This is a genomic window from Janibacter hoylei PVAS-1, assembly GCF_000297495.1.
Lineage (GTDB): Bacteria > Actinomycetota > Actinomycetes > Actinomycetales > Dermatophilaceae > Janibacter > Janibacter hoylei.
The window spans coordinates 23,686-37,693 of sequence record NZ_ALWX01000059.1; the positions used below are offsets into that span (position 1 = coordinate 23,686).

The 14,008-nt window shown below is 71.0% G+C and carries 13 protein-coding genes, 4 tRNA genes and 4 pseudogenes; 15 read left to right on the forward strand and 6 right to left on the reverse strand.

Features of this window, described 5'->3' with window-relative positions:
- Positions 1-16: 16 nt before the first annotated feature.
- The gene (locus B277_RS12270; RefSeq protein WP_007928706.1) at positions 17-511 is read right to left on the reverse strand and encodes a YajQ family cyclic di-GMP-binding protein; all 495 of its coding nucleotides are present in this window, start codon (positions 509-511) and stop codon (positions 17-19) included.
- Positions 512-591: 80 nt separating this feature from the next.
- Here B277_RS12270 and B277_RS12275 point away from each other — a divergent pair.
- The 10 genes and pseudogenes from B277_RS12275 (at position 592) to B277_RS12320 (ending at position 6,294) form a co-directional block, all read left to right on the forward strand.
- A tRNA-Tyr gene (locus tag B277_RS12275) sits at positions 592-677 on the forward strand.
- A gap of 63 nt (positions 678-740) precedes the next feature.
- A pseudogene (locus B277_RS12280) lies at positions 741-1,377 on the forward strand (DNA-3-methyladenine glycosylase I).
- 1 nt (position 1,378) lies between these two features.
- Positions 1,379-1,810 carry an acyl-CoA thioesterase gene (locus tag B277_RS12285; RefSeq protein ID WP_007928711.1) on the forward strand — a complete coding sequence of 144 codons (432 nt, stop codon included), beginning with the start codon at positions 1,379-1,381 and terminating at the stop codon, positions 1,808-1,810.
- A 56-nt stretch (positions 1,811-1,866) separates the two neighbouring features.
- The gene (locus B277_RS12290; protein ID WP_128277235.1) at positions 1,867-3,615 is read left to right on the forward strand and encodes a choice-of-anchor I family protein; all 1,749 of its coding nucleotides are present in this window, start codon (positions 1,867-1,869) and stop codon (positions 3,613-3,615) included.
- A 119-nt stretch (positions 3,616-3,734) separates the two neighbouring features.
- Positions 3,735-3,807: transfer RNA gene (locus tag B277_RS12295), tRNA-Thr, on the forward strand.
- Between the two features lie 37 nt (positions 3,808-3,844).
- Positions 3,845-3,918, forward strand: a tRNA-Met gene (locus B277_RS12300).
- 165 nt (positions 3,919-4,083) lie between these two features.
- A complete protein-coding gene (gene rpmG, locus B277_RS12305) occupies positions 4,084-4,254 on the forward strand; it encodes a 50S ribosomal protein L33 (RefSeq protein ID WP_007928715.1) in 171 nt (56 codons plus the stop codon).
- A gap of 92 nt (positions 4,255-4,346) precedes the next feature.
- The gene (locus tag B277_RS12310; protein ID WP_007928717.1) at positions 4,347-4,793 is read left to right on the forward strand and encodes an FAS1-like dehydratase domain-containing protein; all 447 of its coding nucleotides are present in this window, start codon (positions 4,347-4,349) and stop codon (positions 4,791-4,793) included.
- 2 nt (positions 4,794-4,795) lie between these two features.
- Positions 4,796-5,221, forward strand: a complete 426-nt coding sequence (locus tag B277_RS12315; RefSeq protein ID WP_040881482.1) for a MaoC family dehydratase — start codon at positions 4,796-4,798, stop codon at positions 5,219-5,221.
- On the forward strand, positions 5,221-6,294 hold the full coding sequence (locus tag B277_RS12320) for a UDP-N-acetylmuramate dehydrogenase (RefSeq protein WP_007928721.1): 1,074 nt from the start codon (positions 5,221-5,223) through the stop codon (positions 6,292-6,294). The genes B277_RS12315 and B277_RS12320 overlap by 1 nt, the downstream gene beginning before the upstream one ends.
- 80 nt (positions 6,295-6,374) lie before the next feature.
- Here B277_RS12320 and B277_RS12325 read toward each other — a convergent pair whose 3' ends face one another.
- The 4 genes and pseudogenes from B277_RS12325 to B277_RS12340 all read right to left on the reverse strand — a co-directional run bounded on the left by B277_RS12325 (position 6,375) and on the right by B277_RS12340 (position 10,906).
- A complete protein-coding gene (locus B277_RS12325) occupies positions 6,375-7,871 on the reverse strand; it encodes a S8 family peptidase (RefSeq protein WP_238148185.1) in 1,497 nt (498 codons plus the stop codon).
- Between the two features lie 66 nt (positions 7,872-7,937).
- Positions 7,938-8,988, reverse strand: a pseudogene (locus B277_RS12330) (adenosine deaminase).
- Between the two features lie 65 nt (positions 8,989-9,053).
- On the reverse strand, positions 9,054-9,554 hold the full coding sequence (locus B277_RS12335; RefSeq protein ID WP_040881484.1) for a DUF5709 domain-containing protein: 501 nt from the start codon (positions 9,552-9,554) through the stop codon (positions 9,054-9,056).
- Positions 9,555-9,556: 2 nt separating this feature from the next.
- Positions 9,557-10,906 (reverse strand): aspartate aminotransferase type Ic, encoded by a 1,350-nt coding sequence (locus B277_RS12340; protein WP_007928724.1) that lies wholly within the window; start codon positions 10,904-10,906, stop codon positions 9,557-9,559.
- A gap of 144 nt (positions 10,907-11,050) precedes the next feature.
- Here B277_RS12340 and B277_RS12345 point away from each other — a divergent pair.
- From B277_RS12345 to rplA, 5 genes and pseudogenes are all read left to right on the forward strand, one after another.
- Positions 11,051-11,123 (forward strand) — tRNA-Trp (locus B277_RS12345).
- A 38-nt stretch (positions 11,124-11,161) separates the two neighbouring features.
- A complete protein-coding gene (gene secE / locus B277_RS12350; RefSeq protein ID WP_040881485.1) occupies positions 11,162-11,434 on the forward strand; it encodes a preprotein translocase subunit SecE in 273 nt (90 codons plus the stop codon).
- 72 nt (positions 11,435-11,506) lie between these two features.
- Positions 11,507-12,380, forward strand: a pseudogene (gene nusG / locus B277_RS12355) (transcription termination/antitermination protein NusG).
- 86 nt (positions 12,381-12,466) lie between these two features.
- Positions 12,467-12,904 carry a 50S ribosomal protein L11 gene (gene rplK / locus B277_RS12360; RefSeq protein ID WP_007928727.1) on the forward strand — a complete coding sequence of 146 codons (438 nt, stop codon included), beginning with the start codon at positions 12,467-12,469 and terminating at the stop codon, positions 12,902-12,904.
- An 81-nt stretch (positions 12,905-12,985) separates the two neighbouring features.
- Positions 12,986-13,729, forward strand: a complete 744-nt coding sequence (gene rplA / locus B277_RS12365; RefSeq protein WP_007928729.1) for a 50S ribosomal protein L1 — start codon at positions 12,986-12,988, stop codon at positions 13,727-13,729.
- A gap of 87 nt (positions 13,730-13,816) precedes the next feature.
- Here the strand turns inward: rplA and B277_RS16990 are convergent.
- Positions 13,817-14,008, reverse strand: a pseudogene (locus tag B277_RS16990) (IS30 family transposase); the annotation flags it as partial.

Here is a 14,008-nt window from a genome sequence, read left to right on the forward strand (position 1 = left end):
CCGAGCGAAGAGAGGCTCAGCGGTAGTTGGTGAACTGCAGCGCCACGTCGAGGTCCTTGCCCTTGAGCAGCGCGATGACCTCCTGCAGCTCGTCACGGGACTTGCCGGTGACCCGCAGCTCGTCGCCCTGGATCTGGGGCTTGATCCCCTTCGGCCCCTCGTCGCGGATGATCTTGGAGATCTTCTTCGCGTTGTCCTGGTCGATGCCCTCCTTGGTGGGGCCGGACAGGACGTACTCCTTGCCGGAGGCCTGCGGCTCCTTGTCGCCGAAGTCGATGTTCTTCAGCGAGACGCCGCGCCGCACGAGCTTGGACTCGAAGACGTCGAGGACGGCGAGCACGCGGTCGGCGCTGTTGGCCTTGATGACCACGTTGTCGCCGCTCCACTCGATCGAGGCGCCGACGCCCTTGAAGTCGTAGCGCTGGGAGACCTCCTTGGCCGCCTGGTTGAGCGCGTTGTCGACCTCCTGGCGGTCGACCTTGCTGACGATGTCGAAGCTGCTCGTGGCCATGCTGGTGGTGACTCCTTCGCCGAGGGGGCGCCCGGATTGCGTTGATGGGCGGTCGGCTTGCTATCCTTCCAGACGCACACGGCAGGTTGTCCGAGCGGCCAATGGAAACGGACTGTAAATCCGTCGGGTTATCCCTACGAAGGTTCGAATCCTTCACCTGCCACCAGCAGTGCAGCGCGAGCCCCGCACCGATCTCGGTGCGGGGCTCGTGTCGTCCCCCGGTGGCACGATGGCCGGCATGGACGTGGTGGTGGGCGAGGACGGGCTGGCGCGGCCGGCGTGGGCGGACGGACACGGTGCCCACGGCGAGCTGCTGAGGCACTACTACGACACCGAGTGGGGCATGCCCGTGCGCGACGAGCGCGGCCTCTTCGAGCGGCTGAGCCTCGAGGCCTTCCAGTCGGGGTTGTCCTGGGCGACGATCCTCGCCAAGCGCGAGGCCTTCCGGGCCGCCTTCGCCGGTTTCGACCCGGACGTCGTCGCCGAGTACCGCGACGCCGACGTCGAGCGCCTCATGGCCGACGCCGGGATCGTGCGCAACCGGGCCAAGATCGTGGCGACGATCCGCAACGCGGGGGGCGACCCGCTCCCTTCGTGACGAAGGGGGGTTGCCCGCCCTCGTGTGGTCCTTCCGTCCCGACCGCACGCCCAGGCCACGGACGGCCGCCGAGATCCCGACGACGTCGGACGAGTCCCGGGCCCTGGCCAAGGAGCTCAAGCGGCGCGGCTTCGCCTTCGTCGGCCCCACGACGGCCTTCGCGCTCATGGAGGCGGTCGGCATCGTCGACACCCACCTGCTCGACAGCCACCGCCGGGGGACCTCCGGCGTGTGGCGACCGGACGGGAGGCCGGTGCACGATGTCTGACGTGAGCGACCTCGACCGCACCCGCTACCCGCACTGGGCCACGGTGCCCACGCGGTGGAGCGACAACGACCAGTTCGGCCACGTCAACAACGCGGTGCACTACTTCGTCATGGACACGGTCATCAACGACTGGCTCCGTCAGCACGACTTCGACGTGGCGCGCGGTGACGGCACGATCAACCTCATCCCCGAGACGGGCTGCCGGTACCTCGCCGAGATCTCCTACCCCGACGTCTTCGAGGTGGGGCTGCGTGCGCTGGGCGTGGGGCGCACGAGCGTGCGCTGGGAGTGCGCCCTCGTGCGTGGTAGCGACGGGGTGCCCGTCGCCGTCGCGACCTCGGCGCACGTCTTCGTCGACGCGACCACCCGACGGCCCACACCCGTCCCGGAGGCGCTCAGACCATCTCTGGAGGGACTGGTCGTCGAGGGTTAAGGGGGCGTTCACCCGGTGGTCGACGGTGTGGGGGGTGACCTCCCTAGGTTCCGGCCATGCACACCCCTGTGAAGCGCCCTCGTCGCGCTGCCCTCGCCCTGGCCCTCTCCGCGGCCCTCGTGACCCCCGTGGGGGTCGGCCTCGCCACGGCCGCCCCCGGTGACGACGTCACCCTCACCCTGCTCGGCACCTTCTCGACGGGAGCCTTCGATGAGGGCGCCTCGGAGATCGTCGCCCACGACCCGACCACCCAGCGGGCCTTCGTCGTCAACGCCAAGGCGGGGACGGTCGACGTCCTCGACATCTCCGACCCGACGACGCCCACCGAAGTCGGCTCGCTCGACACCCCGGGGGCCAACTCGGTCGACGTCCACGACGGCCTGGTCGTCGTCGCCGAGCAGGCCGACGACAAGACCGACGCGGGCAGCGTCTCCTTCTTCGACGCCGAGACGCTCGAGGCCGAGCGCACCCTCACCGTGGGTGCGCTGCCGGACATGGTGACCTTCACGCCCGACGGGCAGCGGGTCCTCGTGGCCAACGAGGGCGAGCCCGAGGGCTACTGCGACGGCCAGGTCGACCCGGTCGGCAGCATCTCGGTCGTCGACCTCTCCGGGGGCGTCGCCGACGCCCGGGTGCGCACCGCCGGCTTCGACGCCTTCGACGGTCGCGCCGACGAGCTGCGTGCGGCAGGCGTGCGGCTCTTCGGGCCGGGGGCCACCGTCTCCCAGGACCTCGAGCCCGAGTACATCGCGACGAGCGCCGACGGGGCGACCGCGTGGGTGACCCTCCAGGAGGCCAATGCGGTGGCGATCGTCGACGTCGCCGGTGCGACCGTCCGCGAGATCGTGCCGCTCGGCCTCAAGGACCACTCCGTCGAGGGCCAGGGCATCGACGCCTCCGACAAGGACGACGAGATCGCCGTCGACACCCACCCGGTCAAGGGCATGTACATGCCCGACGGGGCGGTCGCCTACACGGCGCCGGCCGGTGGCGAGTACGTCGTCACGGCCAACGAGGGCGATGCCCGCGAGTACGACTGCTTCGCCGAGGAGGAGCGGGTCAAGGACCTCGACCTCGACCCGACGGCCTTCCCCGACGCCGAAGCGATCCAGGCCGACGAGTCGCTCGGTCGGCTCACGGTGACGACCACCTCGCCGCGCAGCGACGAGGGGTACACCGAGCTGCACTCCTTCGGCGGGCGCTCCGTGAGCATCCTCGGCGCCGACGGCTCGCAGGTCTGGGACAGCGGTGACGCGCTCGAGCAGCTCGTCGCCGAGCGCGACCCCGAGCACTTCAACTCCGGCCACGACGACAACGACTCCTTCGACAGCCGCAGCGATGCCAAGGGGCCGGAGCCGGAGGGCCTGGACATCGGCACGATCGGTGGCAGCAGCTACGCCTTCGTCGGGCTCGAGCGCGACTCCGGCATCGCCGTCGTCGACGTCACCGACCCGACCGGCGCCGAGATCGTCGGGTATGCCAAGAACCGCGACTTCTCCGGTGACCCGGAGGCCGGCACGGCCGGCGACCTGGGTCCCGAGGGCGTGCACTTCATCCCCGCGGTGGACAGCCCGACGGGCGAGCCGCTGCTGCTCGTCGGCAACGAGGTCTCCGGGACGACGACGATCTGGCAGGTGGACGCCCCCGGTGCGCTGCCCGAGCCGACCCAGCCGACCGACCCCACCGACGAGCCGACGGACCCCACGGACGAGCCGACGGACGAGCCGACCTCGCGCCCGACCGATGACGGCGACGACACCGACGAGCCGGTGCGCGGCCCCGTCGTCGAGACCGACCTGCTCTGATCGAGCGGCGCTGATCGGGGGCCCGGCGACCTCGCCGGGTCCCCGATTTCATGACCACGGCACTTGCCGTGTAATCTCTCCCGAGGTTGTCCACCGGATCACTCCGATCCGGAGGGCCTGCCCCCTTAGCTCAGTCGGCAGAGCGTTTCCATGGTAAGGAAAAGGTCGTCGGTTCGATTCCGACAGGGGGCTCGGGTCCGACCAGCGCGCAGCGCGGGTCGACCGCCAAGGCGGGGTAGCTCAGCTGGTTAGAGCGCACGACTCATAATCGTGAGGTCGCGGGATCGAGCCCCGCTCCCGCTACGCAGCACCACGGGTGCCAACGACCACCGATTTCCGGTGGGGGTCGCCCGTGGACTATCCTTGTGCGTCGCCGTGCTGCACGTTGCAGCACCACACGTACCTCCCGCCCAGCGCAGACCGGCGCAGGCGAGTACCACCCGAAGTTGTCGAGAGCAGGTTCTTACCGTGGCATCCAAGAGCGCCGACGTCCGCCCCAAGATCACCCTGGCGTGCACGGAGTGCAAGGAGCGGAACTACATCACCAAGAAGAACCGCCGCAACAACCCCGACCGCATGGAACTCATGAAGTTCTGCTCGCGGGACCGCCGGCACACCCTGCACCGCGAGACCCGCTGACCCAGCGCAGCGCATCTGCGCCGAAGCGGCCGCCGAGCACCTGCTCGACGGCCGCTTCGTCGTGCCGGCGGCGTCGCTCCTAGACTGACCGCATGGCCGTGAACGAGGACTTCCTGGGGCGCACCTACGACCCGACGCCCCCCTTCAGCGTGGGCCGCGAGCACATCCGCGACTTCGCCGCGGCGGTCGGGGCCACCGACCAGGTGCACTACGACGTCGAGGCCGCCCGGGCCGCGGGCTACGCGGACCTCGTCGCGCCGCCGACCTTCGCCGTCATCCCGGGGCAGCGTACGGACGCGCAGTTCGTCACCGACCCCGAGGCGGGCGTCGACTACGCGCGCGTCGTCCACGGCGAGCAGCGCTTCACCCACCACCGCCCGATCGTCGCCGGCGACGAGCTGCGCGGCGTCCTGCACGTCGATGCGATCCGTGCCGCGGGCGGGCACCAGATGGTGACGATGCGCAGCGAGATCGTCGACGCGCAGGACCAGCCGGTCGCGACGAGCCTGTCGACGATCGTCGTGCGAGGAGGAGAGTGAGCATGACTGTGCGCCGCTTCGAGGACGTCGGCGAAGGGGAGTCCCTCCCGCCCCGCACCATCCCCGTCACCCGGGCCCACCTCGTGCACTACGCAGGAGCCTCCGGCGACCGCAACGTCATCCACTGGGACGAGCGGACCGCGCAGGCGGTCGGGCTGCCCGACGTCATCGCCCACGGCATGTGGACGATGGGCGCGGCAGTCCAGGTCGTCACGGACTGGGTCGGCGACGCCGGGCGCATCGTCGACTACGGCACTCGCTTCACCAAGCCCGTCGTCGTCCCGCACGGCGCCGGGGCGGAGATCTCCGTCGCTGGCGTCGTGAAGTCCCTCGACGAGCAGACCCGTGAGGCGACCGTCGAGCTGACCGTCACCTGCGGCGACGACAAGGTGCTCGGCCGCTGCCGCGCCGTGGCCCGGCTCGACTGATGGGCGCGACCGAGCACGGCGTCGAGCTGGCGCCGCTCACGACCATGCGCGTCGGCGGGCCGGCCGACACCCTCGTCACCGCCGAGACCCTCGACGAGGTCGTCGCGGCCGTCCGGGCCGCGGACGAGGCGGGCACGCCCCTGCTGCTCCTGTCCGGCGGCTCCAACCTCGTCATCGCCGATGACGGCTTCCGCGGCACCGTCGTGCGCATCGCGACGAAGGGGGTCCGCGTCGAGTCCACGCACGACGAGCACGTCGACGTCGTCGTCGCCGCCGGAGAGGTGTGGGACGACGTCGTCGCCCGCGCCGTCGCCGAGGGCTGGTCGGGCATCGAGGCGCTCTCCGGCATCCCCGGGCTCGCCGGGGCGACGCCGGTGCAAAATGTCGGCGCCTACGGCCAGGAGGTCGCGCAGACCATCACGCGCGTGCGCGTCTGGGACCGCGACGAGCGGCGCGAGCGCACCTTCGCGGCGCAGGAGTGCGCCTTCACCTACCGCCACTCGGTCTTCAAGGAGACGGGCCGTCACGTCGTGCTCGAGGTGACCTTCCGCCTCGGCCGGGGTGGCCTGTCGGCGCCGGTGGCCTATGCCGACCTGGCACGCCAGCTCGGGGTGGAGCAGGGGGAGCGGGTACCGCTCGCCGCGGCCCGCGAGGCGGTCCTGGCCCAGCGCGGCATCCGCGGCATGGTGCTCGACGCGGCGGACCACGACACGTGGAGCTGCGGCTCCTTCTTCACCAACCCGATCCTGCCGGCCGGGCGCTTCGACGAGCTCGTCGAGCGCGCCGCCCAGCGGCTGGGGCCGCAGGGACCGACGCCACCGGTCTTCCCCGCGGGGGAGGGGCTGGTCAAGACGAGCGCGGCATGGCTCATCGACCAGGCAGGCTTCGGCAAGGGGCACGCGATGCCCGGGCCAGCCGCCCTGTCGACGAAGCACACCCTCGCCGTGACCAACCGCGGCACGGCGACGGCGGCCGACATCGCGGCCCTGGCCCGCGAGGTGCGCGACGGGGTGGAGTCCGCCTTCGGCGTGACGCTCGTCAACGAGCCGGTCTTCGTCGGCCACGAGCTGTAGCCCCGCCGCTCGAGCGGCGGGACGGGCGAGGGCCCACGGTCAGGTCGACCGTGGGCCCTCGTCGTGCATCGTGCGTGCGGTCAGCGGACCGCCGCGTAGGCGTCGACCAGACCGTCACCGAAGTAGGAGTTCTCCTCCGGCGTCCCGACGCACGGGGCGCCGCGCGTGGCGGTCGAGCACGGGGTGTCGGTGGCCTGGGCGCGCAGCTCGCGGATCATCTTCTCCGGACCCCACGTCGGGTGCGCCGACTTCATGAGCGTCAGCACGCCGGCGACGTGCGGCGAGGCCATGGAGGTGCCGCTCTTCAGGCCCCAGCCGTTGCCGTTGACGATCGTCGACAGGATCGAGCTGCCGGGAGCGGCGACGTCGATCGAGCCGAGGCCCCGGTTGGAAAAGGACGACAGCTTGCCCTGGCGGTCGACGGAGGAGACGGTGACGACACCGTCGAGCTCGGTCGGGATGTCCTTGCACGAGCTGTTGATCGTGCGCGCGACCGGGGTCTCCGCGTCGTTGGGGCTCGACGCATTGGTCGTCTTGTCCGACAGGTCGTAGGCGCTGTTGCCGGCCGCCGCCGCGTGGACGGTGCCCTGCTCCGTCGACCAGGTGACGGCGCGACGCACGGCCTCCATGGCCGGAGCCTGCTCCGGCTGGTCACCGCACCAGAACTCGAAGGGGTCGACGTAGTAGCTGTTGTTGGTCACGTCCATGCCCTTGAGGCCGGCCTCCATGAAGCCGCAGACCGCGTACTCGGGGTAGATGAACCCATCGTCGTTGACCACCTTGACCGACGCCATCTTCGCGCCGGGGGCGATGCCGACGATGCCGACGCCGTTGCGCTCGGCGCCGATGGTGCCGGCGACGTGGGTGCCGTGGTCGCTCGTCGTCGGGGCCCACGCGGACTCGCCGGTCGTCGGGCGGCCGGCGTCGGTGCAGCCGACCGACTTGGCGCGGTCGATCTGGTTGACCAGGTCCGGGTGGTCGGGGTCGATGCCGGAGTCGAGGACGCCGACCGTGACGTCAGGGGAGCCGGTGGTGATCTGGTGCGCCTGCGGCACGTTGATCATCTGCATGTCCCACTGCTCACCCTCGCGCGGGTCGGTGCTCGTGGCCGCAGTGCCCTCGGAGACGTCGCCCTGCTTGGTCCGGGCCTTCTTCAGCTGGCCCTTGCCAGGACCCCACGGGGCCTGGGCGCCGGCGGGCGTGCCCTCGCTCACGGCGACGGATCGGGTCGGCCCGACGGACTCGACGGAGTTGCGGGCGCGGTCCATGACGTCGGTGCGGAAGCTCGCCTTCGTCGAGTGCGCGATGACGACACCGATCTGCGGCCAGGACTGGACGACGACGCCGCCCGCGGCCTCGACGGCCCGCTCGACCTTGCGCGTCTGGCCGGGGTTGGCCACCTTGGCGTTGACGACGTAGCTGGAGATCTGGCCGTCAGGGGTCGAGATCGGGACCGGGGTCGAGGTGGGCTCGTCCTGGGTCGCTCCGGTGGCCGACTGGGCGCCGACGACGCCGAGCCCGATGATGGCGGCGGCAGCCGCCCACCGGGCGCTGTGCGGTCGCATGCGTGAAGACATGTGCATTTCCTCCTTGGGTGACCGCAGCCGGGGGTCGAGCCGCGGCACGGCGATCTTGGCAGAGGATCACGCTTCGTGCGCGTCGAACGCCGCAGGATCTGCGGTCACGCCGTCGGATCGACGAAGGGGGTGGCCCCAGGCCGGCGTCGCGAGCCAGGCGTCGATGTCGCGCACCGCCGTCTCGACGACCTCGCGTGGCGCCCGGCTCGCCCTGAAGGAGCCGCGCGCCAGCTCGGCGAGCTGCGCGTCGTCGAGGCCGTGCACCGACCGGGCGGTCTCGTACTGGTCGAGCAGCCGCGAGTCGAAGAGCAGCGGGTCGTCAGCCCCCAGGGCGATCGTCGCGCCGGCCTCGAAGAGAGGGCGCAGCGGCACCGCGGGTGCCTCGCGGTAGACACCGAGGGAGACGTTGGAGCCGGGGCAGACCTCGAGGGCGACCCCCGACTCGACGATCTCGGCGAGCAGCCGTGGGTCCTCCGTGCTGCGCACGCCGTGACCGAGCCGGTGCGGGTGCAGCGCCGTCAGCGTCTGCGCGATGGCCTCGGGTCCGAGCAGCTCACCGGAGTGCGGGACGAGTGCGAGGCCGGCGCGCTCGGCGATCCGGAAGGCGGGGGCGAAGTCGGGGGTGGCCCCCCCTTCGCTCGTCGTTGGAGAGGCCGAAGCCGTGCACGCCCTCGACCCCGTGCCCGGCGAGACGCGCGGCGAGGCGGGCCAGGGTGCGGGCCTCGAGCGGGTGCCGGATGCGGCTGGCCGCCATGAGGACCCCGACGCGGGCCGAGCCGGTCTCGTCGGCCGTGGCGTTGATCGAGCGGGCCTCGTCGAGCACGATCTCCATCGCCGGCGTGATGCCGCCGACGGCGGCGGCGTAGGAGGTCGGGTCCACCTGGATCTCGAGCCACCGGGAGCCCTCGGCGCCGTCGTCCAGCGCTGCCTCCCGGACGATGCGGCGCATGTCGGCCTCGCCCCGCACGCAGTGCCGGGCCGCGTCGTAGAGGCGCTGGAAGCGGAACCACCCGCGCTCGTCCGCTGCGGACAGTTGTGGCGGGTACCCCTCACGCAGTGACTCGGGCAGCCGCAGGCCGTGGTCGCGGGCCAGGTCCCTGACCGTCTCCACCCGCATCGAGCCGGTGAAGTGCAGGTGCAGGTGCGCCTTCGGGAGCGTCCGCAGGTCCCGGGCCGGCGCGCTCAGGCGTCGTCCTCGCCGGAGCCGATGATGTGCACGGCGGCCTCCTCGGCGGAGGCGGCGCCACCGTCGACGCCGACGTCGCGGCCCCAGGCCTGGTCGTCGGTGTCGTCGTGGGCCCCCTCGTCGGGGCTGACGAGCCGCCCGGCGCGGGCGTCGCCGACCTCGCTGTCGCCGATCCAGTCGTCCTCGGCGGCGATGGCGTCCGGGTCGTCACCGCCGATGCGGTCGTCCCCGCGGCGGCCGGGCTCGTCGACCTCCCAGGTGGTGTCCGGCTCCTCCTGCTTGAGCCGCTGGTCGATGCTCTCGCCCTCGCGCTGCTCCGCCGCGGTGACGCCGTGGGCGTAGGAGCCCCGCGCCGAGTCGGGCGGGGAGTACCCCGCGTCGAGCGGGTCCTCGTCCGCGGTCCCGCTGCCCATGAGGCTGTCGCCGGGTTGCAGCTGGTCCTCGTCGTCGAGGCTGTAGCTCGTCAGGTCGGTGTCGAGGTCTTCGCGCTCGGACATGGTCACTCCTTGGTGGTCGTGCCCAGCTGCTCCGCGGCCGCGATGAGGACGCACGTGGCGACCGTCTCCATGGCCTCGGTGAGCTCGGACATCGGCGGCATGGTGGGCGCCAGGCGGATGTTGGTGTCGTCCGGGTCCTGCCCGTGGGGGAAGGAGGCACCCGCGGGGGTCAGCGACAGGCCGGCCTCCTTGGCGAGGGCGACGACACGGGAGGCCGTGCCGGGGAGCACGTCGAGGTTGACGAAGTAGCCGCCCGTCGGGCGGTTCCACGTCGCGACCCCGAGGCCGCCGAGGCGCTCGGTGAGCACCCGGTCGACCTCGGCGAACTTCGGGGCGATGATCTCGGCGTGCCGGCGCATGTGCGCCCGCACCCCGTCGGCGTCGCCGAAGAACTCGACGTGCCGCAGCTGGTTGACCTTGTCCGGGCCGATGGAGCCCTTGCCCAGGTGCTCGAGGTACCAGGCGACCTGCTCGGTCGACGAGGCGAGGAAGGCGACGCCCGCGCCCGCCCAGGTGATCTTCGAGGTCGAGGCGAACATGACGGTGCGGTGGGGGTGCCCGGCGCCGGAGCACAGCGTGATCATGTCGGCGCTCTTGGCCTCCTCCTCGGTGAGGTGGTGGAGGGCGTAGGCGTTGTCCCAGAAGATCTTGAAGTCCGGGGCGGCGGTCTCCATCGCCGCCAGCCGGCTGGCGACCTCGTGCGAGACGATCGCGCCGGTCGGGTTGGCATAGGTCGGCACGACCCACATGCCCTTGACCGACGGGTCGGAGCCGGCGATCCGCGCGACCTCCTCGACGTCGGGGCCGTCGTCGCTCATCGGCACGGTCACCATCTCGATGCCGAGGTCCTCGAGGAGGGCGAAGTGGCGGTCGTAGCCGGGCACGGGGCAGATGAAGGTGACCTTGTCCTCCTTCGCCCACGGGCGGGGGGAGTCGACGGCACCGAAGAGGAGGAGGTCGACCAGGACGTCGCGCATCATCGTCAGCGACGAGTTGCCGCCGGCCACGAGCTGCTCGGGCTCGACCCACAGCAGCTCGGCGAAGATCTCGCGCAGCTCGGGCAGGCCGGCGAGGCCGCCGTAGTTGCGCACGTCGGTGCCAGCGCGGTCCGTCGTCGCGGAGGGCAGCGAGAGCATGTCGTCGGCGAGGTCGAGCTGTGCGGAGCTCGGCTTGCCGCGCGTGACGTCGAGCTTGGTGCCCTTGGCGGCCTGGTCGGCGTGGGCGCGGCGCTGGGTCTCGGCGAGGGCGGTGAGCTCCTCGGGGGGAGAGGTCGGACAGGGGGGCGGCTGCTCTGCTCGGTCACGGGCGCCAGTCTTCCACCTCGCGGGCCGTGGGCGAAGGGTGGTCCGCACCTCCTCGCCCCCGGTTCGCGGTGCGTGCCCGACGTGACGTATGGTTGTCCCTCGGTTGACTTCGACCAGACTCTCCAGCGTGCCCGCACGCAGGGACGAAGGGAGGAGCCGACCCGGGAGATCGGCCCCACCGCGGTCTCCCGAAGGGCAGTGGCTCAATTGGTAGAGCACCGGTCTCCAAAACCGGCGGTTGGGGGTTCGAGTCCCTCCTGCCCTGCGTTGCACGACACCCGTTGCGCAGCCAGGTGATCCCGGATGAGAAGAGATGACGTGAGCCAGCTCGGAGCGCAGCCGACCAAGGCGCGGCGCGGGCCGAAGGGCGGCAACCCGATCTCTCGCTTCTTCGGGTCGATCGGACTCTTCCTCGCCCAGGTGCTGGACGAGCTCCGCAAGGTCGTCCGGCCGACGCGGTCCGAGCTGATCAACTACACGCTCGTCGTGATCGTCTTCGTCGCCGTGATGATGCTCATCGTCTCCGGCCTGGACGCGGCGTTCACCAAGGCAGTGCTCTGGGTGTTCGGCGGCTGACGCCGCCCGCGAACCCGTCCGTCCCGGGCGCGCCCAGCGCCGCCGAAGTTGTCGAAGTGAAGGAATCAGGTCATGTCCGAGCAGACCCAGACCCCCGAGCCCCAGGACCCAGAGGGCACCTCGAGCGTCATCGCTGCCGAGCAGGCCGAGCACGCCGCCCAGCCGCCGGCTGACCTCCCTTCGGCCCAGGAGGTCGAGGACGCCCGCGCCGCGGACGAGGCCCTCGAGGAGGCCGCCGCCGACGAGTCCGACGAGGCGACCGAGGCCCCTGCCGAGGCAGATGCCGAGGTCGACACCGACGGTGACGTCCTGCCCGAGGACGCCGAGGACCCGGTCCAGGCCTTCAAGGACGACCTCGCCTCCAAGTTCGGCGACTGGTACGTCATCCACACCTACGCGGGCTACGAAAACCGCGTGAAGCACAACCTCGAGACCCGTGTCGCCAACCTCGACATGGAGGACTACATCTTCGAGGTGGCCGTGACGATCGACGAGGTCACCGAGATCAAGTCCGGTCAGAAGAAGGTCCGCAAGCAGCCGCGGATGCCCGGCTACGTCCTCGTCCGCATGGACCTGACGGACGAGTCCTGGGGCGCCGTGCGGCACACGCCCGGTGTCACCGGCTTCGTCGGCAACGCCCACGACCCGGTGCCGCTGAGCCTCGACGAGGTCTTCACGATGATCAAGCCGGCCGACCTCGACAAGCCGGCCGCCGCAGCCGCTCCCGGTGCCGCCGCCCAGACCGGCTCCGCGCCGGCCGCGACCGCCGTCGACGTCGACTTCGAGATCGGCGAGTCCGTCACGGTCATGGACGGCCCCTTCGAGACGATGCCCGCGACGATCTCCGAGATCCTCCCCGACGAGCCAGAAGCTCAAGGTCCTCGTCTCCATCTTCGGCCGGGAGACCCCGGTCGAGCTCGGCTTCCACCAGGTCGCCAAGATCTGATGGTCGGTGCCACCGATCGGTGGCACCTCATGCAACCGGGTCATCGCCCACGGCGTCGGCCCACAACACGGAAGTAGGAACACCGCATGCCTCCCAAGCAGAAGAAGGTCTCCGGCTACATCAAGCTGCAGATCCAGGCTGGCGCCGCGACCCCGGCCCCGCCCGTCGGCCCGGCCCTCGGTCAGCACGGCGTCAACATCATGGAGTTCGTCAAGGCGTACAACGACGCCACGGCGGACATGCGCGGCAACGTCGTGCCGGTCGAGATCACGGTCTACGAAGACCGCTCGTTCACCTTCATCACGAAGACCCCGCCGGCTGCCGAGCTCATCAAGAAGGCCGCGGGCGTCAAGAAGGCCTCCGGCGAGCCGCACAAGGTCAAGGTCGCCTCGCTGACCAAGGACCAGGTCCGCGAGATCGCCGAGACCAAGATGCCCGACCTCAACGCCAACGACATCGACGCCGCGATGAAGATCATCGCCGGCACCGCGCGTCAGATGGGCATCGAGACCCCGGGCGTCTGAGCCCGACGGCTGATCCAGCCACCCCCGTGGGAGGGCCCGCGCTGGCCCGCACCACACCTCCACCACCACCAAGGAGCACTCATGAAGCGCAGCAAGAGCTACCGCGCCGCGGCCGAGAAGATCGACCGCGACCTCGCGTACGCCCCCCTCGAGGCGATCCGCCTCGCCAAGGACGGCGCGAAGAAGACCTACGACGAGACCGTCGAGGTCGCCTTCCGTCTCGGCATCGACCCGCGCAAGGCGGACCAGATGGTCCGCGGCACGGTCAACCTGCCGCACGGCACGGGCAAGACCGCCCGCGTCCTCGTCTTCGCCAACGGTGACAAGGCCGACGCCGCCCGCGAGGCCGGCGCCGACTTCGTCGGGTCCGACGACATGCTCGAGAAGGTCCAGGGCGGCTGGATGGACTTCGACGCCGTCGTCGCCACCCCGGACCTCATGGGCAAGGTCGGCCGTCTCGGCAAGGTCCTCGGTCCCCGCGGCCTCATGCCGAACCCGAAGACCGGCACCGTCACGATGGACACGGCCAAGGCCGTCTCGGACATCAAGGGCGGCAAGATCGAGTTCCGCAACGACAAGCACGCCAACCTGCACTTCATCATCGGCAAGGCGAGCTTCGGCGAGACCCAGCTCGTGGAGAACTACCAGGCCGCGCTCGAGGAGATCCTGCGCCTCAAGCCGTCCGCCTCCAAGGGCCGCTACATCACCAAGGCCGTGCTCAGCACGACCATGGGTCCGGGCATCGTCCTCGACAGCTCGCGGGTGAAGAACCTCCTCGAGGAGACCGCCCCGGTCGCCGCCGACGAGGTCCCCGCCGGCGAGTGACACCGCGCCGCACCTGACGAAGGGGGGCGTCTCCCGCGGGCGGATTCATGGGGTGCTCGCAACACCGTGTGGATTTGGCCCTGGTGGTTAGGCCTCCTGGAGTAGATCACGAAGACGCTCGGCTGGGGTTGCCCAGTCGAGCGTCTTTCGTGGTCTGGCGTTGAGCTCTTGGGCGACGTACTCCAGCTCTGCGTGGCCGTGGACGCTCAGATCGGTGCCCTTGGGGAAGTACTGGCGCAGCAGCCCATTGGTGTTCTCGTTCGAGCCGCGCTGCCAAGG